The organism is Allobosea sp. BH3, from assembly GCF_025499465.1.
Taxonomy (GTDB): Bacteria; Pseudomonadota; Alphaproteobacteria; order Rhizobiales; family Beijerinckiaceae; genus Allobosea.
In genome coordinates, this window is sequence record NZ_JAIMCA010000004.1 from 376,687 (window position 1) to 397,304 (window position 20,618).

18 protein-coding genes are annotated in these 20,618 nt (G+C 67.5%); 3 read left to right on the plus strand and 15 right to left on the minus strand.

Going from position 1 to position 20,618, the window contains the following annotated elements:
- Nucleotides 1–2: 2 nt before the first annotated feature.
- The 7 genes from BoBH3_RS14650 to BoBH3_RS14680 form a co-directional block, all read right to left on the minus strand.
- Nucleotides 3–1,724 (minus strand): methyl-accepting chemotaxis protein, encoded by a 1,722-nt coding sequence (locus BoBH3_RS14650; protein ID WP_262331549.1) that lies wholly within the window; start codon nucleotides 1,722–1,724, stop codon nucleotides 3–5.
- Nucleotides 1,725–1,789: 65 nt separating this feature from the next.
- The gene (locus tag BoBH3_RS14655; protein WP_262331550.1) at nucleotides 1,790–2,296 is read right to left on the minus strand and encodes a chemotaxis protein CheW; all 507 of its coding nucleotides are present in this window, start codon (nucleotides 2,294–2,296) and stop codon (nucleotides 1,790–1,792) included.
- Between the two features lie 2 nt (nucleotides 2,297–2,298).
- Nucleotides 2,299–4,650, minus strand: a complete 2,352-nt coding sequence (locus BoBH3_RS14660; RefSeq protein ID WP_262331551.1) for a chemotaxis protein CheA — start codon at nucleotides 4,648–4,650, stop codon at nucleotides 2,299–2,301.
- 10 nt (nucleotides 4,651–4,660) lie between these two features.
- Nucleotides 4,661–5,020, minus strand: coding sequence for a response regulator (locus BoBH3_RS14665; protein WP_262331552.1), 360 nt, complete (start codon nucleotides 5,018–5,020; stop codon nucleotides 4,661–4,663).
- Nucleotides 5,021–5,023: 3 nt separating this feature from the next.
- Nucleotides 5,024–5,305: an STAS domain-containing protein gene (locus BoBH3_RS14670; protein WP_262331553.1), complete on the minus strand. Its 282-nt coding sequence runs from the start codon at nucleotides 5,303–5,305 to the stop codon at nucleotides 5,024–5,026.
- Between the two features lie 370 nt (nucleotides 5,306–5,675).
- On the minus strand, nucleotides 5,676–6,143 hold the full coding sequence (locus BoBH3_RS14675) for a response regulator (protein WP_262331554.1): 468 nt from the start codon (nucleotides 6,141–6,143) through the stop codon (nucleotides 5,676–5,678).
- A gap of 55 nt (nucleotides 6,144–6,198) precedes the next feature.
- On the minus strand, nucleotides 6,199–7,701 hold the full coding sequence (locus BoBH3_RS14680) for a methyl-accepting chemotaxis protein (protein ID WP_262331555.1): 1,503 nt from the start codon (nucleotides 7,699–7,701) through the stop codon (nucleotides 6,199–6,201).
- A gap of 248 nt (nucleotides 7,702–7,949) precedes the next feature.
- On the opposite strand from BoBH3_RS14680, the gene BoBH3_RS14685 reads away from it, so the two are divergent.
- Complete coding sequence (locus tag BoBH3_RS14685) at nucleotides 7,950–8,696, plus strand: superoxide dismutase (RefSeq protein ID WP_262331556.1); 747 nt, start codon at nucleotides 7,950–7,952, stop codon at nucleotides 8,694–8,696.
- Between the two features lie 206 nt (nucleotides 8,697–8,902).
- On the opposite strand, the gene BoBH3_RS14690 is transcribed toward BoBH3_RS14685, so the two are convergent.
- Nucleotides 8,903–10,126 (minus strand): MFS transporter, encoded by a 1,224-nt coding sequence (locus BoBH3_RS14690; protein ID WP_262331557.1) that lies wholly within the window; start codon nucleotides 10,124–10,126, stop codon nucleotides 8,903–8,905.
- Nucleotides 10,127–10,429: 303 nt separating this feature from the next.
- Here BoBH3_RS14690 and BoBH3_RS14695 point away from each other — a divergent pair, with 303 nt between their 5' ends.
- Nucleotides 10,430–11,296 (plus strand): metallophosphoesterase family protein, encoded by an 867-nt coding sequence (locus BoBH3_RS14695; protein WP_262331558.1) that lies wholly within the window; start codon nucleotides 10,430–10,432, stop codon nucleotides 11,294–11,296.
- Here the strand turns inward: BoBH3_RS14695 and BoBH3_RS14700 are convergent.
- From BoBH3_RS14700 to BoBH3_RS14730, 7 genes are all read right to left on the minus strand, one after another.
- Nucleotides 11,224–12,042 carry a 4'-phosphopantetheinyl transferase family protein gene (locus BoBH3_RS14700; protein WP_262331559.1) on the minus strand — a complete coding sequence of 273 codons (819 nt, stop codon included), beginning with the start codon at nucleotides 12,040–12,042 and terminating at the stop codon, nucleotides 11,224–11,226. The genes BoBH3_RS14695 and BoBH3_RS14700 overlap by 73 nt on opposite strands.
- 127 nt (nucleotides 12,043–12,169) lie before the next feature.
- Nucleotides 12,170–13,444 (minus strand): four-carbon acid sugar kinase family protein, encoded by a 1,275-nt coding sequence (locus BoBH3_RS14705; RefSeq protein ID WP_262331560.1) that lies wholly within the window; start codon nucleotides 13,442–13,444, stop codon nucleotides 12,170–12,172.
- A 6-nt stretch (nucleotides 13,445–13,450) separates the two neighbouring features.
- On the minus strand, nucleotides 13,451–14,725 hold the full coding sequence (locus tag BoBH3_RS14710) for a ribulose-bisphosphate carboxylase large subunit family protein (protein WP_262331561.1): 1,275 nt from the start codon (nucleotides 14,723–14,725) through the stop codon (nucleotides 13,451–13,453).
- 117 nt (nucleotides 14,726–14,842) lie between these two features.
- Complete coding sequence (locus BoBH3_RS14715; protein WP_262331562.1) at nucleotides 14,843–15,397, minus strand: VOC family protein; 555 nt, start codon at nucleotides 15,395–15,397, stop codon at nucleotides 14,843–14,845.
- A 25-nt stretch (nucleotides 15,398–15,422) separates the two neighbouring features.
- The gene (locus BoBH3_RS14720; RefSeq protein ID WP_262331563.1) at nucleotides 15,423–17,309 is read right to left on the minus strand and encodes a TRAP transporter large permease; all 1,887 of its coding nucleotides are present in this window, start codon (nucleotides 17,307–17,309) and stop codon (nucleotides 15,423–15,425) included.
- A 37-nt stretch (nucleotides 17,310–17,346) separates the two neighbouring features.
- The gene (locus BoBH3_RS14725; RefSeq protein WP_262331564.1) at nucleotides 17,347–18,366 is read right to left on the minus strand and encodes a TRAP transporter substrate-binding protein; all 1,020 of its coding nucleotides are present in this window, start codon (nucleotides 18,364–18,366) and stop codon (nucleotides 17,347–17,349) included.
- Nucleotides 18,367–18,468: 102 nt separating this feature from the next.
- A complete protein-coding gene (locus BoBH3_RS14730; RefSeq protein ID WP_262331565.1) occupies nucleotides 18,469–19,266 on the minus strand; it encodes an SDR family NAD(P)-dependent oxidoreductase in 798 nt (265 codons plus the stop codon).
- Nucleotides 19,267–19,533: 267 nt separating this feature from the next.
- On the opposite strand from BoBH3_RS14730, the gene BoBH3_RS14735 reads away from it, so the two are divergent.
- Nucleotides 19,534–20,586: a LacI family DNA-binding transcriptional regulator gene (locus tag BoBH3_RS14735; RefSeq protein ID WP_262331566.1), complete on the plus strand. Its 1,053-nt coding sequence runs from the start codon at nucleotides 19,534–19,536 to the stop codon at nucleotides 20,584–20,586.
- The last annotated feature ends 32 nt before the right edge of the window (nucleotides 20,587–20,618 follow it).

Consider the following 20,618-nt stretch of genomic DNA (forward strand, 5'->3'; position numbering starts at 1 on the left):
GATCAGGCTCCCATCCGGCCGCCAGCGACACGGCGCTGCAACGGCTGGAACGACATGCGCGGCTCAGGCTGGACAGGGGCGGGCGCCGCCCGACGCGGACTCGGTCGCTCGCTCCACCCGGCCGCCGCAGCAGGCCGGAAAGCCTCGACGATCTCGTGCATCGCGGCGATCTGGCCGGCGAGCTCGCCCGCGACCTGTGCACCCCGTTCGGCCAGCTCGGCATTCTGCCGGATACCCGCATCAACCTGTGTCACGCTTTTGCTCATCTCCCCGATGCCGCGGGCCTGCTCGGCCGAGACGGCTGAAATTTCTGCTACGGTCGCCGAAACCTTGCCCACCGACGCCAGGATCCGCTCCAGCGTCTCGCCGGTCTGCCGGACGAGGCCCGCGCCTTCCGCCACCTGGCTGTTGGAGGAGGCGATCAGGCCCTTGATGTCCCTGGCGGCCTGCGCCGAGCGCTGCGCCAGCGCCCGCACCTCGGAGGCCACCACCGCAAAGCCCTTGCCGGCATCGCCCGCGCGAGCCGCCTCGACGGCAGCGTTCAGCGCCAGCAGATTGGTCTGGAAGGCGATCTCGTCGATGACGCCGATGATCTCGGAGATCCGCTGAGAGGAGGTTTCGATCCGCTCGATGGCGCCGACAGCACGGGCGACGACGCCCTGCCCTTCCTGCGCCACGTTCATCGTCTCGCCGGCGAGCTCGCTCGCCTCGCGGGAACGGTCGGTGCTGTCCTGCACCGAAGCGGCGATCTTCTCGGCGACGCCGGAGGCGGCGCCGAGATCGGCCGCGGCCCGGTCCGTGCGTGCGGAGAGGTCCTGTGTCACGCCGCTGACGCCGACCGCGGCGTCGGAAGCCCGCCCCGCCGCGTCGCGCAGCGCCTCGACGGTCTCGCCGAGCTGGTTGAGCGCGCCGTTGAAATCCTGCTGGAGCGCGGCGAGCCGGCCCTCGTAACTGCCGGCCATTCGCCGGGTCAGGTCGCCCTGGGCGAGCCCTTCCACGACGCTTGCGACGTCGGCGACGGCGGCGTCGAGCAGCGCGTTGATCCGGTTCGTTTCAGCGCTCTTCTCCGCCGCGGAGAGTTCGTCCGTCAGCTCCCGCCACTCGACGGCGGTGCCAATACGCACACCGTCGGCAGCGGTGATCGGCGTCAGGGTCAGGCAGACCGTCCGGCGGCCGAGCGTCAGCTGCACAGGCCCACTGCCGGCGGGATGGAACTGCACGCGCTCCATAACCCGGCCCAGCATGTCCTTGGCCGAGCAGCCCGGGAATGCGGCGCGGAAGTCTTCCTGCGCCTCGGCAAAGAACCGCAGCAGCCCCTTGCTGACATAGACGGCCTGGCCGGCCGGGTCGCAGATCATGACATTGGCGCGGCCATGGTCGAGCGCGGCCCGCAGCCGCACCGCCTCCTGGCCCTGCTCCTGAAGCGCGGCGATCGCACGCGCGAGTTCGGCGCCCTCTCCCGAAGCCGGCATCGCCGCCGGATCGAAGGCGCCGCCTGCCACGAGACTTGTCGCCGCCTTGGAAACCCGCCCGAGCGGGCGTGTCGCAGCCCAGGCCGAGAGCCCGCCAAGCAGCGCGACGGCCGATACGGCGAGGACGCCCATCAGGGGCGCGCCTGCTGCGGCGGCATAGTGAACGAAGCCGCCTGCCAACACCGCCGAACCGGCGGCCGTCAGCGGCTGGCTGACGGAGAGATGCGAAAGGGGGCCGAGCGCGGTGCCCATGAAGTGTGATCGTTTCTTGGTCAGGCCCGTATCTGAACGCTACGCTCGGGCAAGTCTCTCTGAAATCAGGCGGCGCGTGCGGTCTTCAGGCCGGCGTCGCCGCCGCCGTCACGAACCACAGCCGCCAGGTCGAGCAGCGCCACGATGTCGCTGTCGAGCAGGACGAGGCCCTCGATCAGGCCGTTCTCGTCGCGCTCCAGATCCGGCACCGGACGAACGGCCGAAACCGGAACGTCGACGATGTCCGAAACCGAATCGACCAGCAGGCCGGCGGTCTTGTCTTCGACATCGACGACGACGATGACGTGGGTGGCGGTGGCGTCGGTCTGGCCCAGCCCGATCGCGGTGCGCAGATCGTAGACGGCCAGGATGACGCCGCGCAGGTTGAGCACGCCGCGGACATGCGGAGCCGCATGCGGCAGCGGGGTCGTCGCCTGCCAGCCCTTGATCTCGCGGACCATGCCGACATCGATGCCGAAGGTGCGGTCGCCGACCTTGAAGGTGACGATCCGGCGCGCGGCGGATTCCGGCTGCGCGGAGGAGAAGTGCTTTTCGCCGAGTTCGAGGCTCATGGTTATCCCGCCAGCTTGAGGTCAGAGAGTGTGTTCTTGATGTCGGCGCTATGAGCCCGGCCGCCGGAGGCGGCCAGCCGCAGCATCGAATCGATGTCCAGGATCAGGGCGACGAGGCCGTCGCCGAGGATCGTCGCCGCAGAGGCTCCGTTGACGGCGCCGTAATTGGCTTCGAGGCTCTTCACGACGACCTGCTGCTGGCCGAGGATCTCGTCCACCGCGATGCCGACATTGTTGCCACGCTCGGTCTCGGCAATGATCACGATGTTCTCGTTGGTCTGGCCGCTCGAGCCCATCACGTCGCCGAGCCGGTAGAGCGGCGTCACCTCGCCGCGCCAGCGCAACACTTCCTGCCCGAAGGGCAGGCGCTCGATCGGGGTCGAGGACAGGTGCTGCGTCTCGATCACCGAGGCGATCGGGATGACATAGCGATCGTCGCCGCAGCGGATCACCATGCCTTCGAGCACGGCGAGCGTCAGCGGCAGCGCCAAGGTGAACTTGCAGCCGCGGCCAGGCTCGGAGTCGACGCTGATGCGCCCACCCAAGGATTCGACGTTGCGGCGCACGACGTCCATGCCGACGCCGCGGCCCGACACGTCGCTGATGACCTCGGCCGTCGACAGGCCTGCCGCGAAGATGAGTTGGTCGATCTCCTCCGGCGCGAGCTTTTCGTCGGCACCGACAAGGCCCCGCGAGCGGGCCTTGGCAAGCAGCCGGTCGCGGCCTATGCCGCGCCCGTCATCGGTGACAGAGATCACGATGCGGCCGGCACGATGCTCGGCGACCAGTTTGATCGTGCCCTCGCGCGGCTTGCCGGCCTCGACGCGCTCGTCCGGCGTCTCCAGCCCGTGATCCATCGAGTTGCGGATCATGTGCGTGAGCGGATCAGCCAACTCCTCGATGATCGTCTTGTCGACCTCGGTGTTCTCGCCTTCGAGAACCAGGCGCACTTCCTTGCCGAGCGTCTGGGCGAGCTCGCGCACCAGGCGCGGCATGCGCTGGAACACCGCCTTCACCGGCTGCGCGCGCACGGCCATGACGTGGTCCTGCAATTCGCGCGTCTGCCGCGACAGGGTCGCGATGCCCTCGGCCGTCTTCGCATAAACGTCGTAGGGCAGCGAGCGGACGCCTTCGACCAGCATGGACTGGGTGATGACGATCTCGCCCACCAGGTTCATCAGCTTGTCGATGCGGTCGAGATCGACACGCACGCTGACCGCCTGGCGCTGACGGCCAGCGGCTTCGTTGGCGGGAGCGGCACGCATGGCGGCGCGCTGGGCGGCGGGTTCCGCCGCCGTGGGGGCCGCAACGGCAGCCACCGGCTGGATGTCGGGCTGCGGCGCGGGCTCGGAGGCCGGGCCGAGTTTGGCGAGGATCGCCGAGAGATCGGCGGCGACGGCGCTGGGGACCTCGGCCGTAGCCTCGGCTTCGGCCGGGGCCGGCTCGGAAACCTCGGCCTGCTCGGCGATTTCGATCTCGTACTCCTCGCTCGCGAGGGTGAAATCGAAACGGCTGTGCAGGTCCTCGATCGACAGCTCGGTGCGCAGCACCACGTCGAAGCGCATGAAGCAGTCGGAAACGTCGAGGGTTTCCAGCGGCGGGACGTGGCTCAGGTCGCAGCGGATCGAGACGACGTCGTCCGCCGGCAGCGAGCCGAACACGACACGCGGCTCGATGACACGGCGGAACAGGTCGCTCTCCGGCGCGATGCGCAGGCGGACGTCACGGCCGGGCTTGCCGGAAGCGGCGGCCGGCGCGGCCGGCTCATCGTCCCAGCCATCGTTGGAGGAGGCAGCGGCACCCGTCTTGGCCTCGACCATGGCGAGCAGACCGCCGAGAGCTGCGATGCCGGGAGGTGCGTCGTCGCCCTTCGCGGCGGCCGGAGCCGATGCCGGGGCAGCCGGAGCAGGAGCAGCCGGCGCCGCGGCAGGAGCCTTGGCAGCGGGAGCAGGCGCCGCGGCGGCGGCGTCCTGCGGGCTCTTGCCGACCTGGGCCAGCGCTTCCAGCAGATCGGGCCGCTCGGTCGCGGGCTCGTCATTGCGCGCGGCCGAGACCAGATCGGCGACCGCATCCGCGCAGCGCAGGAAGAGGGTGAACGGCGCATCTTCGATCGCGACGCGGCCGGAACGCAGGTGATCCAGCGCCGCTTCGAAGACATGGGCGAAGCCGACGAGCTCCGTACAGCCGAAGGCCCCCGCACCACCCTTGATCGAGTGGATGGCGCGGAAGGCTGCATTGACGTCTTCGGAATCGCTCGACCCCTCGTCGAGCGCTTGGAGCGTCTGCTCCAGCGCGCCGAGGAGTTCCTCGCATTCCTGGAAGAAGGTCTGCTTGAGTTCTGCCAACGGATCCATCAGCCGGCCTTCAATTCTGGTAGCGGGCGACGAGGCCGAGCAGCGTGTTGGGTTCGAACGGCTTGACCATCCAGGCGCTGGCGCCGGCACGGCGGCCCTCGGCCTTGATCTCGGCCCCGTTCTCCGTGGTGAGCACGATGATGGGCGTGTTCTCGCCGGCGGGCCGGGCGCGGCATGCGCGTGTGAACTCGATGCCGTCCATGATCGGCATGTTGAGGTCGGTGATCACGAGGTCCGGCTTGAAGGCATCGAACTTGTTCAGCCCCTCCTCGCCGTTCTCGGCCTCCGCCACCTCATGGCCGGCATTGCGCAGCGTCATGCTGAGCAGGCTGAGCAGAGTCTTGGTATCGTCGATCGCCAGGATTTTCATGCGTCACTCCAGGACGAGGGCGCTTTGGCCGGCGTCGAAGCCGATGGCGCGCAGGGATTCGCGGCATTCTTCCGAAGCCGCCTTGAGCGAGACCGAAAGCCCCAGCGCCTTGGCGCTGACGGCAGCCGAGTGAAGGAGCTGAATCCAGAGGCTGGGCAGCGGCCCGGCATCGGCGCATTCAACGGAAATGCTTTCCTTCTGCTCCAGTGCGACCAGCAACTGATTGCGGAATGTCGCGGCCTCGGAGCGGCCAAGGAATTGAGGAAGCGAGACGGTGATGACCATGCAGGTGACCCAGGTTGCGCTCGGAGCATCGCCGCAAATTGGTAAAAATTTTTCTAACTCTCGGGCCGGCCATCAATATTTCGGGCGCTTTGAGGGCAGCCCCGCGCCAGCTCCGTGCCGGGTGCTATTTTGGCGACAGGCCGCAAGGCTTGAGCCGGGAGCGTAACGGCCACGAATCCTCCGTCAGGGTCGGGCTTGTCCCGACCATCCACGTCTTCTCGGGGCCAAGGCCGTGTTCAAGGTGTGGATGCTCGCCACAAGGATGAGCACGAAGGCTGGAGAAGCCGCCATGGGGCAGGGTCCGGCTTTTTTCGCCGGCAGAGGTCTTGGAATGACCGCAGAAGTCTTCGAATGACGGCCCGCGCCCCGCCTAGAAAATGGCGTTGCTGATGGCGCGGGGCACCAGCGTGGTCTTGCCTTCCACTTCCTTATACCGGCGCGGCATGTTGATGACCCCGGACAGGTGAAGCCAGAGGTTGTTCGGCGAGATCGGCTTGGTGACGATCTCATGCGCGCCGAGCTTGGCGGCCTGCAGCACCGAGCGCCGGTCCGGCCGCTCCATCATCACCAGCACCGGCGCCTTGGTGAAGGGCGAGGTCTTGAAGGTGCGGATCGCGGCGAGGCACTTGATGCTGCCGCCATCCGGCAGGTCCCAGTCGAGGATGACGATGTTCGGCTGCTTCTGGATGAAGGTGGAGGCTGCGGAGGTGAGGTCCGCCGCCTCGAAGATGCGGTTGAGCTGCGCCTGATAGAGCATCGTCCGCACGATGCGCCGATAATGCGCGCTGTGGTCGATCAGCAGCACCGAGAGGTTCGGGAAGGATGGCGCGATATGCATGGAGCGGACTCAGGATTACTCACTCGACGCGACGGGCAGGCATGGACAAAGAACTCTAGACCTTGAGGCCGATCCGGAAGCCGCCCCAGTGCCGGCCCTTGACCATGATCGGCGCCGAGAGGTCTTCCATCACCAGGAACTCGCCCCCGCCCATGTCGCGGCGGTAGCTCTGGAGCAGGAAAGGCTTGCGATTGCGCGCCCCTGCCAGCCCGGTGCGATCGTCGAAGATGCGCCGGTTGCGGCAGTTGGCGTTGTTCCAGACCGGGTCGGCCCCCTGGGGCTGCGCATATTTGCGGTTGTGCGTCGGCAGGAAGCCGTTGCGGTCCACGGCCGCGCAGAAGACGATCCGCGCGTTCGAGGCGAGGAGTTCTTCCTGCAGCGGCGGCAGCAGGCGATCGGTCAGGGCGACAAAGCGTGTCATATGCTGCTGCGGGTCGGAACCCGGCACCGGCCGGTAGCTCTCGTCGAACAGCTCCTCGGGCGTGATCTCCCGGCGCTCCAGCGCGGTCTCGAACAGGCGGCCGATCTTCGTGGCCGCCTCGACGGCGACGGCGATCAGATCCGACTGCGGGGTCCGCACTCCGGAGGCTGCGATCGAGCCGAGGATACCCTCGCTGATCGACACCAGGTTCTGCGTGCGCTTCACGGCCTGATCGAGGATGTCGGTAGAGGCGTCGACGCCGGCGACGAGGCCGGCGAGATCCTGCCCCGCCTTGGCGCAGGCCTCGGCATTCTCACGCGTCGGCTGCGAGACCTCCTCGATCCCGCCGATCAGATCCACGACCGAGCGGCCGAAGCTGTCGAACTCGCTGACCTGCTGCGAAATCGTCCGGCTGCCCTCGCGGGCGCGCCGTGCGGTCTGCGCGTTCGCCTGGCTGCGATGGGCCAGCGCATCGACCGCCTTGACGAGCAGATCGAGCTGGACCGCGCTTGCAGCGGTCGCCTCGCGGGTCTGTTCGGCGAGCGTCTTCACCGCCGCGGCGATGACCGCGAAGCCCTTCCCGGCCTCGCCGCTGCGCGCGGCCTCGACACCGGCGTTGATCGACAGCAGCTGGATTTCGCGGGTGATCGACTGGATCGCGTCGCTGGAGGCACGCGCCTTGTGCGCGTCGCTGACGGCCTGCGCCAGCGCCTGCGACATCGATTGGGCTTCCTCCGACAGCGTCTCGATGTCGGTCTGCGCGGCGCTCAGGCCGAGCTTCACCGAGCCGGTCACGCGCTCGAGCCCGCTGCGCACCACGGAGGCCGCCTGCTGCGCGCCCTCGGCCGCCTGGCGGATGGCATGGTTGGCGCGGGAGACCTGCTCGACCGCGCCGACGACGCGGCGCAGGCCAGCCGTCTGCGCCCCGAACTGCTGGGTCACGTCGCCGATGCGGCCGGCAACATCCGTGATTTCGGCGGAGAGCTTGCCGAAACGGTCGGAGATCTCGCGCACGGCACGCTCGGCTCCCGTCTCCGGCGGCACGGCCATCAGGACCGGCGCAGGAACGGAGGAAGCGGAAGCGGGAAGCAATACGTCGAAGCTCGGCGGGTCGGCCTTCAGAGCCAGGGCGTTCATGCGGGGCGTTCCTCGGTGTCCCCCAATGGACCGGGACTTCTTTCTAAAGGTAGAGAAACGCGGTAAACCGCTCGTTAAGAGGGCATTTCCGGGCGCTGGGTGCAAATTTGCGGATGGGCCGGCCTGCGGTCTATTCAATTGACCGGCGGGGCTTCCCCAACGGCATGAATCTTCAGACATTGACCGGACAACAGAGCCGGCGGCGGTCGCAAGCGCTGCCGGACAAACGTTTCCCGCAGGAGGACGTCATGAAGGAATTCGCAGTCTTTTCCCGGCGCGGCGTGCTCGGCCTCGGCGCAGCAGCCCTCGCCAGCGCCGCCGCACCCAAGGTCTGGGCCCAGGCCGCCGCCCCCGCAGCGCCGGCCGGCCCCTTCTCGCTGCCGAAGCGCAGCTATGAGGCCAATGCGCTCGAGCCACATATCGATGCGGCGACCATGGACATCCACTACAACCGCCACCACGCGGCCTATGTCGCCGCCCTCAACAACGCCGCCAAGGACAATGGCGTGATGGCGAAAGCCTCGCTGGGCGAGCTTCTCGCCGATCTCGGCCAGTTGCCCGAAGGCATCCGCACGCTCGTCCGCAACAATGGCGGCGGCCATGCCAACCACAGCATGTTCTGGGAGGTGATGGGCGCGGGCGCAGGCGGAGCTCCGACGGGCGACGTCGCCGCCGCGATCTCGCGGGACCTCGGCGGCTTCGACAAGTTCAAGGCCGATTTCGAGGCGGCCGGCCTGCGCGTCTTCGGCTCGGGCTGGGTCTTCGTCACGGTCGACAAGGCCGGCAAGCTCGCCCTGCTGCCGAAGCCGAACCAGGACAGCCCGCTGATGGAAAAGCAGATGGTGCTCTTCGGTAACGACGTCTGGGAGCACGCCTATTACCTGAAGTACCAGAACCGCCGCGCCGACTACCTCAAGGGTTGGTGGAACGTGGTCGACTGGACGAAGGTCGGCGCGCGCTACGCGGCCGCCAAGGCCGGCACGCTGGCGATCTGACAACTCTCCCTGCCGTAGAAGACCGCGGGGAACCCCTCTCCTGTAAGGAGAGGGGCAGGGGTGAGGTGTAGGCCCCTGGACTAGTCGAATGCTGTCCTCACGGCGATGCAGCGGTCAGGTCACGGCTACAGTGTCCAACGGCCTACCCCTCACCCTGCCTCTCCCTCCGGAAGAGGGTTCCGCGCGGTTCCGAGCGCAAATGGGCCTTAATGCCCCACCCGCGTGCTGCCTGCGCTGAGGCGGGGCAGGAACCAGGCGAGCAGCCCAATCAGCGGGATGAACGAGCAGATCTTGTAGACCGCCTCGATGCCGACCCGGTCGGCGACCTCGCCGAGCAGCGCTGCCGCAAGCCCGCCGAGCCCGAAGCTGAGGCCGTAGAAGAAGCCCCCCACGAGCCCGACGCGGCCCGGAAGCAGCTCGAGCGCGTAGATCAGGATCGCCGCGAAGGCGCTCGACATGATCACGTTGATCAGGATGGTCAGCACGCCCGTCCAGAACAGGTCGGCATAGGGCAGGATCAGCGTGAAGGGCAGCGCGCCCAGGATCGAGAACCAGATGATCTTGTTGCGGCCGATCCGGTCTCCAAGCATCCCGCCGCCGAGCGCGCCGGCCGCCGAGGAGGCGAGGAACAGGAACAGCATCACCTGCGAGTTCTGCACCGTGATGCCGAACCGGCCCATCAGGTAGAAGGTGTAGAAGTTGGTGAAGCTCGACGTGTAGGCGTTCTTCGAGAACAGCAGCACGATCAGGATGAAGATCGCGAAGGCGACCGCCGCCGTGCTGCGCTTCGGGGGAGCGGCCACGGCCGCAGCCGCCGGCTTCGGCGGCCGCTGTCGGTCGAGCCTGGCATAGCTCATCGCCGTCCAGACCATCAGGACCATGGCGACGAGCGCCGCCAGCGAGAACCATGACAGGCTGCCCTGCCCGCGCGGTACGATGATGAAGGCAGCCAGCAGCGGCCCGAGCGCCCCGCCCGTCTGCCCGCCCACCTGGAAGATGCCCTGCGCGAGCCCATGCTGTCCGCCGGACGCATTTCGCGCCATCCGCGTCGCCTCCGGATGGAAGATCGAGGAGCCGATGCCGACGCAGGCGGCCGAGAGCAGCAGCATCCCGTAGCTGCCGGCATGCGCCAGGCCGATCAGCCCGGCCAGCGTGAAGCCCATGCCCGCGACCATCGAATAGGGCATCGGATGCTTGTCGGTGTAGAGCCCGACGACCGGCTGCAGCAGCGAGGCCGAGACCTGGAAGGTCAGCGTGATCAGGCCGATCTGGCCGAAATCCAGCCGATAGGCCTCCTTGATGATCGGATAGATCGCCGGGATCAGCGACTGGATCATGTCGTTGAGCAGGTGCGTCACGCTGAGCACGATCAGCACCGGCATCATGGCCCGCTGGGTCGTGGAGGCGGCAGTCGGCGCGCTGACGGTCATGTCGGCAGTCCCGGTATCTCGCGCGGCCGGGCGATTCCCGTCGCGATGCGGACGAACGCTCTAGAGGATTGACGGACCCGGCACAATTTGGTGAGCCGGCGACACGGCAATGCTCCCGCTGCATGGAAAGGCGGCAACGGCCCCTGCCCCGCAGACGGAGCATTGGACCGGCATAGGGGCCATCGAGCCGACACGGGTTGAAATTCCGCCCGACGCACCCGTTATTCTGCCGGCGACGCGCTGCCGTTCTCGAAAGAAAGCGAGCCGCCTGATGATGGCCCGCAGAGGGAAACCCGGTCTCGCATGCATCTCAAAGCCATCAGCGACCTGCATCTCGCGAACGCGGCCAATCGCGAAGCCCTGCTCGAACTGCCGGATTTCGGAGACGACTGGCTGATCGTGGCCGGCGACATCGCCGAGAAGATCGAGCATGTCCGCTTCGCCTTCGATGTGCTGAGCCGGCGCTTCGCCAAGGTGATCTGGGTTCCGGGCAACCACGAGCTCTGGAGCGGACCGGAGGCGAACGGTGGGCCGGTCATCGTCGGCGAGAAGCGCTACCGGACGCTCGTCTCGCATGCCCGGGAATACGGCGTAGTCACGCCCGAAGACCCCTATGAGACCTGGCACGGCCCGGACGGCCCCTGCACGATCGCGCCGCTCTTCCTCCTCTACGACTACAGCTTCCGGCCCGACGAGGTGGCGCGAGAGGATGTCGTCGCATGGGCGCGCGAAGGCAGGGCCGTCTGCTCCGACGAGCTGTTCCTCGATCCCTCGCCCTGGAACAGCCGGGAAGATTGGTGCGCGAGCCGTTGCGACGAGGCCGAACGGCGCCTCTCGGAGTTGCCGCCGGGCCGGCCGACCATATTGGTCAATCACTTCCCCTTGCGCCGGGATCTCGCCCGGCTGCCGCGTGCGCCGCGTTTCTCGCCCTGGTGCGGCACGCGCCGGACCGAGGACTGGCATATTCGCTTCAACGCCAGCGTCGTCGTATCCGGCCACCTGCACATCCGCCGGACCGACTGGCGGGACGGCACGCGCTTCGAGGAGGTTTCGCTCGGCTATCCGTATCAATGGAACCGGAGCCTCGGCATCGCGGCCTATCTGCGCGACGTCCTGCCCGGCTCGGCTGTTTCCGAGCTGGAGATCTCCGAGGCGAGGCTGGTGAGATAGGCCAGCGGCGCCGGGCCGATCTCGACAGTGAGGCGGGCCGGCTCGGGATGGCAAATCGCGAGCGCCAGCAGATGCTCCGGCCCCGGCCGAATCTCGTCGAAATGCCAGCGCGCCGGATCGTCCGCGTTCGGATCGGCGAAATGGATCCCCGGCTGGTCCAGCTCGAAGGAGAAGGCGTCGAGCGGCTGTGACAGCCCCTTGCCGATCGCCTTCACATAGGCCTCCTTGCGCGTCCAGAAGCGCAGGAAGGCCTCGATCCTCTGCGCATCAGGCACGGCGGCGAGCTGCTCGCGCTCCCGTTCGGCAAACATCCGCCCGGCCAGCTCGTCCACATGAGGATGACGCTCGAGCCATTCGACATCGACGCCAATATCATGCTCGGCGGTCAGTGCGACCGCCGCCAACCCGCGCGTATGGGAGATATTGACCCGCAGTTGCGGCCCATCGCGGGGCGAGAGCACCTCAGGCTTGCCATGTGCGCCGACGGAGAAGGCCCAGCCTTCCGGCGGCAATCCGGTCGCGGCGCTGAGCAGCCCGCGGCAAAGCGCGTGAGCGGCAGTGTAGACCAACCCGTCGCGCTCGAAATGAAACCGATCCGCCCGCGCCCGCTCCTCGGCCGCGAGCAGCGCCCGCAACCGAGGCCAGTCGCCGGGGTCCACGCTATCCAGCGCCAGCCACCAGACGACGGCCCGGTCGCGGCCCACCGCCGCCATGCCGCCCACCGGCAATCCTTGCTCAGCCGCCACGTCCGCCGGAACTCCTGCATCGCCTCGGGCGTCGCGTCCCCGGAGCCGGAACCGCTCGCGGGACGGCGACAGCACACTCCATTCCCGCACCGGGAGCCGGGAGTCAAAAATCGCGGCGCGTGCGCTCTCAGCGCGAAGCGAGCTCGAAGAAATTCGGCGGCCCCATCTGGCCGCCCTTGAGCACGATATCGAGCCCGTCGAGATGAGGCGCCGCACTATGGGCCCGGCACAGCGGCGCGCCCGCCACCAGCGGCGCGCGATAGGACAGCCCCCAGATATCGAGCGCCTCGATGGCGAGCGTCGAGGTGTCGCCGCCCGCGACCAGCAGGCGGGCGACGCGCGCCTCCCGCATTACATCGCGCAGCAGCGCCCCGGTTGCCTCCGCCACCGCGCGCGGATTCTCGGGCGCACCCTCGGGAGCGGCAGTCAGCAGCATCGTATCGCCGGCGGCGAGTTGCGAGACGGCGCGCCGGCACAGATCGTCGGCATGGCCCGGCTCCGACAGCAGGCGAGCGGGGTCGATGATAACCCGCGCAAAGCCCGTCGCCGCCTCGACCTGCGCCCGCGTCACCGGCGAGAGCGAGCCGGCAAGCGCCAGCACCGGTCCTTCCGGCCGGACAACTGCCGGTAAGGAAGCCGCCCCGGTTGTCGCCCAGCCGAGCCCGGCCACCATCTGCGCGACCGAACTGGCTCCGACAGCGAGCATCGGCGCGTCAGCGAGCGGGCCGGCCACCAGCCGACCGATCGCGGCGAGATCTTCCGGGCGCGAGACATCGAAGAGCACGGCCTGCGCCTCGCCGGCACGCTCGAGCGCCGCGGCACCGCCTTCATCTTCGTAGGAACGATAATCCAAAAGACCGATGGAGCCGAGCCCCTGCGCCGCGAGGTGGCGGCGCAGATCGGCCTCGCCCATCGGCGTGACGGGGTGGCGGCTCATCGTCGGATGTCGGTCGATGCGGTGCACCTCGCCGCCGGTGCCGGCCGCGGCGAAGAGCTGGCCGAACAGGCAATAGCGGCCGAGGTTGGGCTGGCCGCCGATGACTGGCACCAGCGGGTTCGGAAAATGCGGCCCCAGCGCCGCCACCGCCGCACCGATACTGCCGACATGCGGAGCGCTGTCGAAGGTCGAGCAGCACTTGTAGTGCATCAGCCGAACGCCGAGCCCGGCGAAGAAGGCCCCGGCAGCATCCAGCACGGGTGTCATCTCGGCCGGAGCCATCGAACGCGTCGCCCCCGCAATGCCGACGGCATCGAGCGGGCCGACGGCGGCGAGTTGCTCCGGCGTCGGGATGCCGAGAAACAGCAGCGCCCTGAAACCGCGCTCCGCCAGTGTGGCGAGCGTATCGGAGGCGCCGGTGAAATCGTCGCCGAACCAGCCATATTGCGGCGCCGCGTTCGCCATGACGCGTCAGCCGGCCTTGGCGCCGAAGAAATCGAGCGCCTGCTTCAGTTCAAGCCGCGAACGGGCGGCTTCAGCAAGCGGCACGCCCTCGGCGACCGCGGCCCAGGCCTGCCTGATGCTGGCGACGCCGGCAGCAGGCCCGCCCGGATGGGCGAGGATGCCGCCCCCGGCCATGAAGAGCAGGTCCGAATGGCCGACCGCATCCCAGGTCGGTTGGGCCGTACCGGCCCACTGGCCCGAGGAGAAGGCGGGCACGACGCGGTCGTCGAGGCCATCAGTCAGCGGCGTCACGCAGTCCCGCGCGGAGGTGACGACCTCCTCGTCTTCCTGCGCGAACTTGCCCTGCAATCCATGGACATGCATGTGGTCGACACCGGCCAGCCGCCAGAGAACCTGATAGGCCTGGAACGAAATGCCGAGCCAGGGATGGCGCGAAAAGGCGCCATAGCCGTTGCGATGGCCGTGAAGGGTGAGATCGGTCGAGCGGCGCAGCGTCTCAATCCCCGAAAAGCCGCACCAGTTCAGGCTCGCCATGACGCAGGTGCCTTCCTCGCGCGCGACCAGATCGGCATGGCGGCGCATGGCATCGGTCTCGTCGGTGATGTTGAAGGCCACCATGACATGCTTGCCGGTCTTGTCGGCATGGCGGCGCACGGCCGCCATCACCGCCGGCACGCGCTCGGCCAGCGGCGCATGGTCGGGGTTGGCGCTGATCTCGTCGTCCTTGATGAAGTCGAGCCCGGCCTCGCAAAGCTTCGCCACCAGCACGGCGGTCTCGGCCGGGCTCAAGCCCACATTCGGCTTGATTATCGAGCCGACCATCGGGCCTTCCATGACGCCGGTCAGCGTGCGCGTGCCTGCGATGCCCTGTCGGGGCAGCTGGAAGCGACGGCGGAAGGAAGCGGGGAGTGTGATGGTGTCGAGCCGCAGCCCCGTGACCTCGCCGAGATCGAAGAGATTGCCCGCGACGATCGAGGCCAAGGTCGACAGGTTGGCGCCGACATTGGCCACCGGGAACGAGATCGCGACGCGGGCGCGCCGCCATGGTCCCGCGATGCCCTTCCGCGCCAGCCAGGCATTGGGCAGGCTCGGCTCCGACGCGCTTTCCAGCTCCGTGATGCCGGTGACGACGGCGCGCGTGCGGTCCCGCAGCTCGTCGGTCTCGCCGGCGACGCGGGTGAAGGTGCCGCTCGACTGCTCGCCGGCCATGACCTCGGCGACCTTCGCCGGGTCGAGGGGCGTCTCGATGAGGTAGGTCGCTTCGAAACGGTCGTCGGTCATCGGACTGTCTTTCAGGGCGTCATGCTCGGGCTTGACCCGAGCATCTCAGGACCAGACCGCACTGGTTTGCGAGATGGCCGGATCAAGCCCGACCATGGCGCGCTTCATCCCAAGGCCTCAACCGGCCGCGGCGGCGAGCTTGCTCAGATCCGGGAAGGGCCGCACCGGGTCCTTGCCGTCCCAGGTTTCGGAGGCCTCGCGGATCAGGCGGAACATCTCGCCCTTGGGCCCGGCGACCTCGGAGAGCTCGATCACAGTTCCCGGATGATAATGCGTGTCGAAATAGATGAAGCGCCCGCGCTCGCCGACCTCGCCGCTCATCACCGGCTTGAAGCCCTCGGCGACGAGGCGCTCCAGATCGGCGTCATAGTCCGAGGTCCAGTAGGCGACATGCTGCAGCCCGGTCAGGCCCGCATCCGTGAAGTCCTTGTACATGGACGGCACGTCGTTGCGGCACTGGATCAGCTCGATCTGCAGCGGGCCGGAATTGGCCAGCGCCACCGAGTTATGCGGCTCGTAGCTCTCGCCCTTGTAGCGGTAGTTCTTGATGGGAACCTTGGGGTTGTAGAAGAACGGCCCCACCCCGAGCACACGGCTCCAGTAGTCCATGGCCGCCTCGATATCCGGGACGACGTAACCCGCCTGGCGGATCTGGCCGAAGAAACGGCTCATCGGTGCACCTCGTAAGCGCGAGAAATCAGAATTTGAGGAAGCCCGTGGAAATCCACGGCACGGCAACGACGATCGCGAGGCCAATCAGCAGCGCGAGCATGTAGCCCCAGATGTATTTGAGGCCCTCGTCGGGGTTGATCTTGCTGATGGCGCAGGCGCCGTAGTAGCCGACGCCGAAGGGCGGAGCGAAAAGCCCGATGCCCATCGCGAAGATCACGACCATCGAATAATGGACCTCGTGAACCCCGACCTGCTTGGCGATGGGGAACAGCAGCGGGCCGAACAGCACGATCGCCGGAATGCCCTCGAGCACGCTGCCGAGGATGACGAAGGCGACGACCGAGATGCCGAGGAAGCCCCAGGTGCCGCCCGGGACCGATGCCATCGCCCGCGCCAGATCATGCGAGAAGCCGGACTGCGTCAGGCCCCAGGCCATGGCGGTGGCGCTGCCGACGATGAAGATGATCGCGCCCGTCAGCGAGGCCGTCTCGATCAGCATCTTCGGCAGCCGGCGCCAGTCGAACTGGCGGTAGATCATGAGGCCGGCCAGCACGGCATAGGCGATGCCGATGGTCGAGACCTCGGTCGCGGTGGCGACGCCCTCGACCACGGCCGCGCGGATGACGAAGGGCAGCGCGATGGCCGGCAGCGCGATCAGGCAGAGCTTGCCAATCTCACGCTTCGAGACCTTGGCGACGCCGCTCAGATCCTCGCCGCGATAGCGCCACCAGACGACGACGCAGAGTGCGAGCCCCAGCACGAGCGCCGGCAGCATGCCGCCAGTGAACAGCGCAGCGATGGAGACGCCCGTCACCGAGCCGATGGTGATGAGCACAATGGAGGGCGGGATCGTCTCGGTCTGCGCGCCGGTCGCCGAGAGCAGCGCGACGAGATCGCCCGGCTTGGCGCCGCGCTTCTGCATCTCCGGGAAGAGCACGGGCGCGATGGCCGCCATGTCGGCGATCTTCGACCCCGAGATGCCCGAGACGAGGTACATCGCGCCGATCAGCACATAGGAGAGGCCGCCGCGGACATGGCCGAGCAGCGAGGCGAGGAACTGGATCATGGCGCGGGCCATGCCGGTCATCTCGATCAGCGCGCCGAGGAAGATGAACAGCGGCACGGCTAGCAGGATCAGATGGCTCATGCCCTCGTCGAGCCGGCCCACCATGACGACCAGCGGCGTCGAGGTCGTCAGCGACAGATAGCCGAAAGTGGCCAGCGCGAAGGAGAAGGCGATCGGCACCCCGGAGAAGACGTTCAGCGCGACGACGCCGACGAAGAAGACTACGAGGTTGAGCTTGCCGAGCGGCTTCAGCGCCGGGCCGAGGAGCCAGAACACCAGGACAAGCGCGATGGTGATGCCAATCGCGAACAGGGCGGGCTTCAGCGAGCTGAACCGCAGAAGCCGGAAGCCGGCGGCGACCAGCATCAGCCCCATGCCGACCGGCAGGGCCGCAGCCCGCCAGGCATTGCTGATCTCCAGCGCCGGCGTGACGATGAAACGCTCCTCCTCCGCATATTCGAGCCCATGCGGCAGGATCAGCAGAAGGAAGGCGATGGAGGCGGTGATCGCCAGCGCCTCCAGCACAGTGCGGACTTCCGGCGAAACACGGCTGACGAGTCCAGTCATGCGCATGTGCTCGCCGCGGCGCAGAGCGATCACCGCGCCGAGCATCGACAGCCAGAGGAACAGGATCGAGGCCAGCTCGTCCGCCCACACCAGCGGCGCATGGAAGACGTAGCGCGCCGTCACGCCCGCGCCGAGAATGCAGATCTCGGTGAGGACGATGAGGGCGGCGACGACTTCAACAGCGCCGCCGAGACCGCGGTCGAGGCGGTCCGCCAGCCAGGAAATCCCCGTAAGAGGCAGGCGCGCGGGCTCCTGCAGCGTTCCGGCGTGAAGATCCATGGCTTTCGTCCGATCCTTCGTATTCTGCGCCGGCGGCTCAGGCGAGCTTGCCGACGGCGCCTTCGAGCACGCTCCAGGCTTCCGGCCCGAAGCGCTCCTGCCACTCCTTATAGAAGCCGCTGTCGCGCAGCTTGGCCTGGAAGGTCGGGGCGGCGGCCTCGTTAAAGGCGAGGCCGTTTTTGGTCAGCTCGGCCTGGAGGCCTTCATTGAGCTTGCGAACGTCGGCGCGCTGCTGGAGCCCGCCCTCGTTGAAGGCGCGCGATACGACGGTTTTAACATCGTCCGGCAGGCCACGCCACGAACGGCCGTTGAAGACGAGATGGTAGCCGTCCCAGCTGTGATTGGTCAGCGAGCAGAATTTCTGGACCTCGAAGAGCTTGGCGGTCTGGACGATCGCGAGCGGGTTCTCCTGCGCATCGACGACCTTGGTCTGGAGCGCGGAATAGACCTCGCTGAACTGCAGGCTGGTCGGCGCGGCGCCCAGCGCCTTGAACATCGCGATACCCATCGGGCTGACCGGCACGCGGATCTTCAGGCTGTTGAGGTCCGCGGCGGAGGCGATGGCGCGGGTGCTGGTGGTGATCTGGCGGAAGCCGTTGTCCCACATCTTCTCGAAGGTGTGGAGGCCGACCTTGGCGAAGGCAGCGCGGATCAGGTTTCCGAGCGGGCCGTCCACGGCCGCCCAGACCTGATCATAATCCTTGAAGGCAAAGCCGACGCCGGTGATGGCGCTGACCGGGGCCAGCGTCGCGATCACCAGCGTGCCGGCGTTGAAGATGTCGATGCCGCCGCTGCGCACCTGCGACAGCATGTCGGTGTCGCCGCCAAGCTGGTTGTTCGGGAAGATCTTGAGTTCGACCCGGCCATTGGTCTCCTTCGCGATCCGCTCGGCAACCTCGGCGCCACGGATGTTGAGGGGATGGCTGAGAGGCAGGTTGTTGCCGTACTTCAGGGTGATCTCGGCGGCGCGAGCCGGGCGCGGCAGGCCGACGACGAAGCCGGCGGCAGGCACGAGCGAGAGGGTCTTCAGGATCTGTCGGCGCGTCGAATGCGTCATGGTCGTTTCCCCGTTTGGCTGGGCTGCCTTTTGGCGACCCGTTCTTGAAGATGCGCCGCTGGAAGGCGGCATTGTCGAACCGGGCCCTGGGGCCAGGTCCAGTTAGTTGCAGCGAGCGTGCATGCCGCCATCGACGAACAGCTCGACGCCGTTGATGTACTTGGCCTCGTCGCTGGCCAGGAACACGGCCGCATGGGCGACATCCCAGCCGTCCCCCATCCGCCCTGTCGGCGACATCTTGTGCCGGGCCGCAACCATGGCGTCGTTGTCCTGGTAGAAGCCCGAAATCTGCTTGTAGATGTGCGGCGTATCCATCACGCCGGGCAGGATGCAGTTGGCGCGGATGCCCTTGCCGGCATATTGCAGCGCGATGCTCTGCGTGAAGCTGTTCACCGCGCCCTTGCTGGCCGCATAGGCGCAGTAGGCATAGCCCGTCCAGCGAACGCCGCCGAGCGCGCCGATATTGATGATCGCCCCTGCCCCCTGCTGCTCCATGAGCGGCAGCACCGCCTTGCAGGTCAGGAACATGCTCTTGACGTTCACCGTCATGACGCGGTCCCAGACATCCTCGCCGGTCTCGACCGGGCCCCCCTGCGAGGTGATGCCGACATTGTTGTGCAGGATGTCGATGCGACCGAACGCCGAGCGGGCGGCCTCGACGCTGCGCTCGACATCGGCCAGGCTCGTCGTGTCCGCCGCGACAGCGATCGCCTCATGTCCTTCGGAAAGGATGATGTCGCGCGTCGCCTCGGCCGCTGCGGCATTGAGGTCGACCGCGACAACCCGCGCGCCGGCCCGGGCATAGGCAGCGGCAGCGGCCTTGCCGTTGCCCCATCCCTCGCCGATGGAGCCCGCACCGAAAACGATCGCAACCTTGCCGTTAAGCCGAGGGCCAGACACCCGCATTCTCCTGCAGTCACCGAACAGCGCCACCGGAAGATGACGTGTTTTGATTTATATGATTCTGATTTGAGAGGCACCGATGACGTCCGCGCTCCCGATTTACGGGCGACATCGAGACATATCGATCGCATGAATCCGCATTTCTGCGGCAGTAATGACCTCCCAAGCTCGTTTTTCTATCGGCGTCTTATGGCGCTTTCGATGGAACATAAATTTCAGCGATCGGACTGGTCAAAACTTATTTTTGATGTCATTTGATGTTTTATGCCGAACAGCAAGCTCTCCCCCGTCCGCCATCTACCGACGCTGGCCGACGTCGCCGCGCTCGCTGGCGTCTCGACGGCGACGGCCGACCGTGCCCTGAACCGGCGCCCGGGGGTGAGGCCGACCACGCTCGGGCGGGTTCTCGATGCGGCCAGCGAGCTCGGCTACATCACCGATGCAAGCGAACGCGCCTCCACCGTGGCGAAGCCCTTGCGCCTCGCCGTGCTGCTGCCTTCCGGCGAGAACAGCTTCGTCGCGATGCTGAGTCGGTTGATCGGCAATGCGCAGAGCATGCTGGCCGGTTTCAACATGCGGGCGCGGGTCGAGCGGATCGAGAGCTTCCGCCCCGACCTGCTCGCCCGGGAGCTCAAGCGAACGGGCCGCGAAGTCGACGGCATCGCCTTCATGGCGCTCGAGCATCCGCTTGTCCGGGAAGCCGTGAATGGGCTGGCCGAGCGCGGCGTGCCGACCGTCACGCTGATCTCCGACGTCGCGAACACGCAGCGCGCGGCCTATATCGGGCTCGACAACCGAGCGGCCGGGCGCACCGCGGGGCAGCTCATGGCCCGCTTCGTCGGGCCACGGCCGGCCAAGGTCGCGATGATCGCCGGCAGTCTGAGCTACCGCGCGCATGAGGAACGCGAGATGGGCTTTCTCCATCTCTTCCACGAGCTTTACCCGGCGATCGAGGTGGTGGGGCTGCGCGAGGGGCACGACGAAGAAGCCCGGAACTATCGCCAGACCAAGATGCTGCTGGCCCAGCACCCCGATCTCGCCGGGATCTACAACATCGGCGGCGGACCGGAAGGCATCGCCCGCGCCTTGCGGGAAACGGGGCGCCAGCACGATGTCGCCTTCATCGGCCACGGGCTGACGCCGGAGACCCGCGCCTTGCTGGTCGATGGGGTGATGGACGCCGTGATCAACCAGAATCCGCAGGCGACGCTGCTCGACTGCGTCTCGATCTTCGCCAATATCCGCGCCGGCCGGCAGCCGCTCGAGGGCACGGCGCGGCCCAACATAGAGATCGTGCTGCGCGAGAACCTGCCCTGAACCGGCATGTCACGGGGCTGACGAGGCGCGGG

What these genes read in the sequence shown, in the direction of transcription:
- BoBH3_RS14660 (WP_262331551.1), bottom strand. Translation starts at nt 4,650, where the DNA reads ATGGATCCGTTGGCAGAACTCAAGCAGACCTTCTTCCAGGAATGCGAG.
- BoBH3_RS14725 (WP_262331564.1), bottom strand. Translation starts at nt 18,366, where the DNA reads ATGACGCATTCGACGCGCCGACAGATCCTGAAGACCCTCTCGCTCGTG.
- BoBH3_RS14680 (WP_262331555.1), bottom strand. Translation starts at nt 7,701, where the DNA reads ATGAACGCCCTGGCTCTGAAGGCCGACCCGCCGAGCTTCGACGTATTG.
- BoBH3_RS14720 (WP_262331563.1), bottom strand. Translation starts at nt 17,309, where the DNA reads ATGGATCTTCACGCCGGAACGCTGCAGGAGCCCGCGCGCCTGCCTCTT.
- BoBH3_RS14670 (WP_262331553.1), bottom strand. Translation starts at nt 5,305, where the DNA reads ATGGTCATCACCGTCTCGCTTCCTCAATTCCTTGGCCGCTCCGAGGCC.
- BoBH3_RS14685 (WP_262331556.1), top strand. Translation starts at nt 7,950, where the DNA reads ATGAAGGAATTCGCAGTCTTTTCCCGGCGCGGCGTGCTCGGCCTCGGC.
- BoBH3_RS14650 (WP_262331549.1), bottom strand. Translation starts at nt 1,724, where the DNA reads ATGGGCACCGCGCTCGGCCCCCTTTCGCATCTCTCCGTCAGCCAGCCG.
- BoBH3_RS14690 (WP_262331557.1), bottom strand. Translation starts at nt 10,126, where the DNA reads ATGACCGTCAGCGCGCCGACTGCCGCCTCCACGACCCAGCGGGCCATG.
- BoBH3_RS14710 (WP_262331561.1), bottom strand. Translation starts at nt 14,725, where the DNA reads ATGACCGACGACCGTTTCGAAGCGACCTACCTCATCGAGACGCCCCTC.
- BoBH3_RS14695 (WP_262331558.1), top strand. Translation starts at nt 10,430, where the DNA reads ATGCATCTCAAAGCCATCAGCGACCTGCATCTCGCGAACGCGGCCAAT.
- BoBH3_RS14675 (WP_262331554.1), bottom strand. Translation starts at nt 6,143, where the DNA reads ATGCATATCGCGCCATCCTTCCCGAACCTCTCGGTGCTGCTGATCGAC.
- BoBH3_RS14705 (WP_262331560.1), bottom strand. Translation starts at nt 13,444, where the DNA reads ATGGCGAACGCGGCGCCGCAATATGGCTGGTTCGGCGACGATTTCACC.
- BoBH3_RS14735 (WP_262331566.1), top strand. Translation starts at nt 19,534, where the DNA reads ATGCCGAACAGCAAGCTCTCCCCCGTCCGCCATCTACCGACGCTGGCC.
- BoBH3_RS14715 (WP_262331562.1), bottom strand. Translation starts at nt 15,397, where the DNA reads ATGAGCCGTTTCTTCGGCCAGATCCGCCAGGCGGGTTACGTCGTCCCG.
- BoBH3_RS14655 (WP_262331550.1), bottom strand. Translation starts at nt 2,296, where the DNA reads ATGAGCCTCGAACTCGGCGAAAAGCACTTCTCCTCCGCGCAGCCGGAA.
- BoBH3_RS14665 (WP_262331552.1), bottom strand. Translation starts at nt 5,020, where the DNA reads ATGAAAATCCTGGCGATCGACGATACCAAGACTCTGCTCAGCCTGCTC.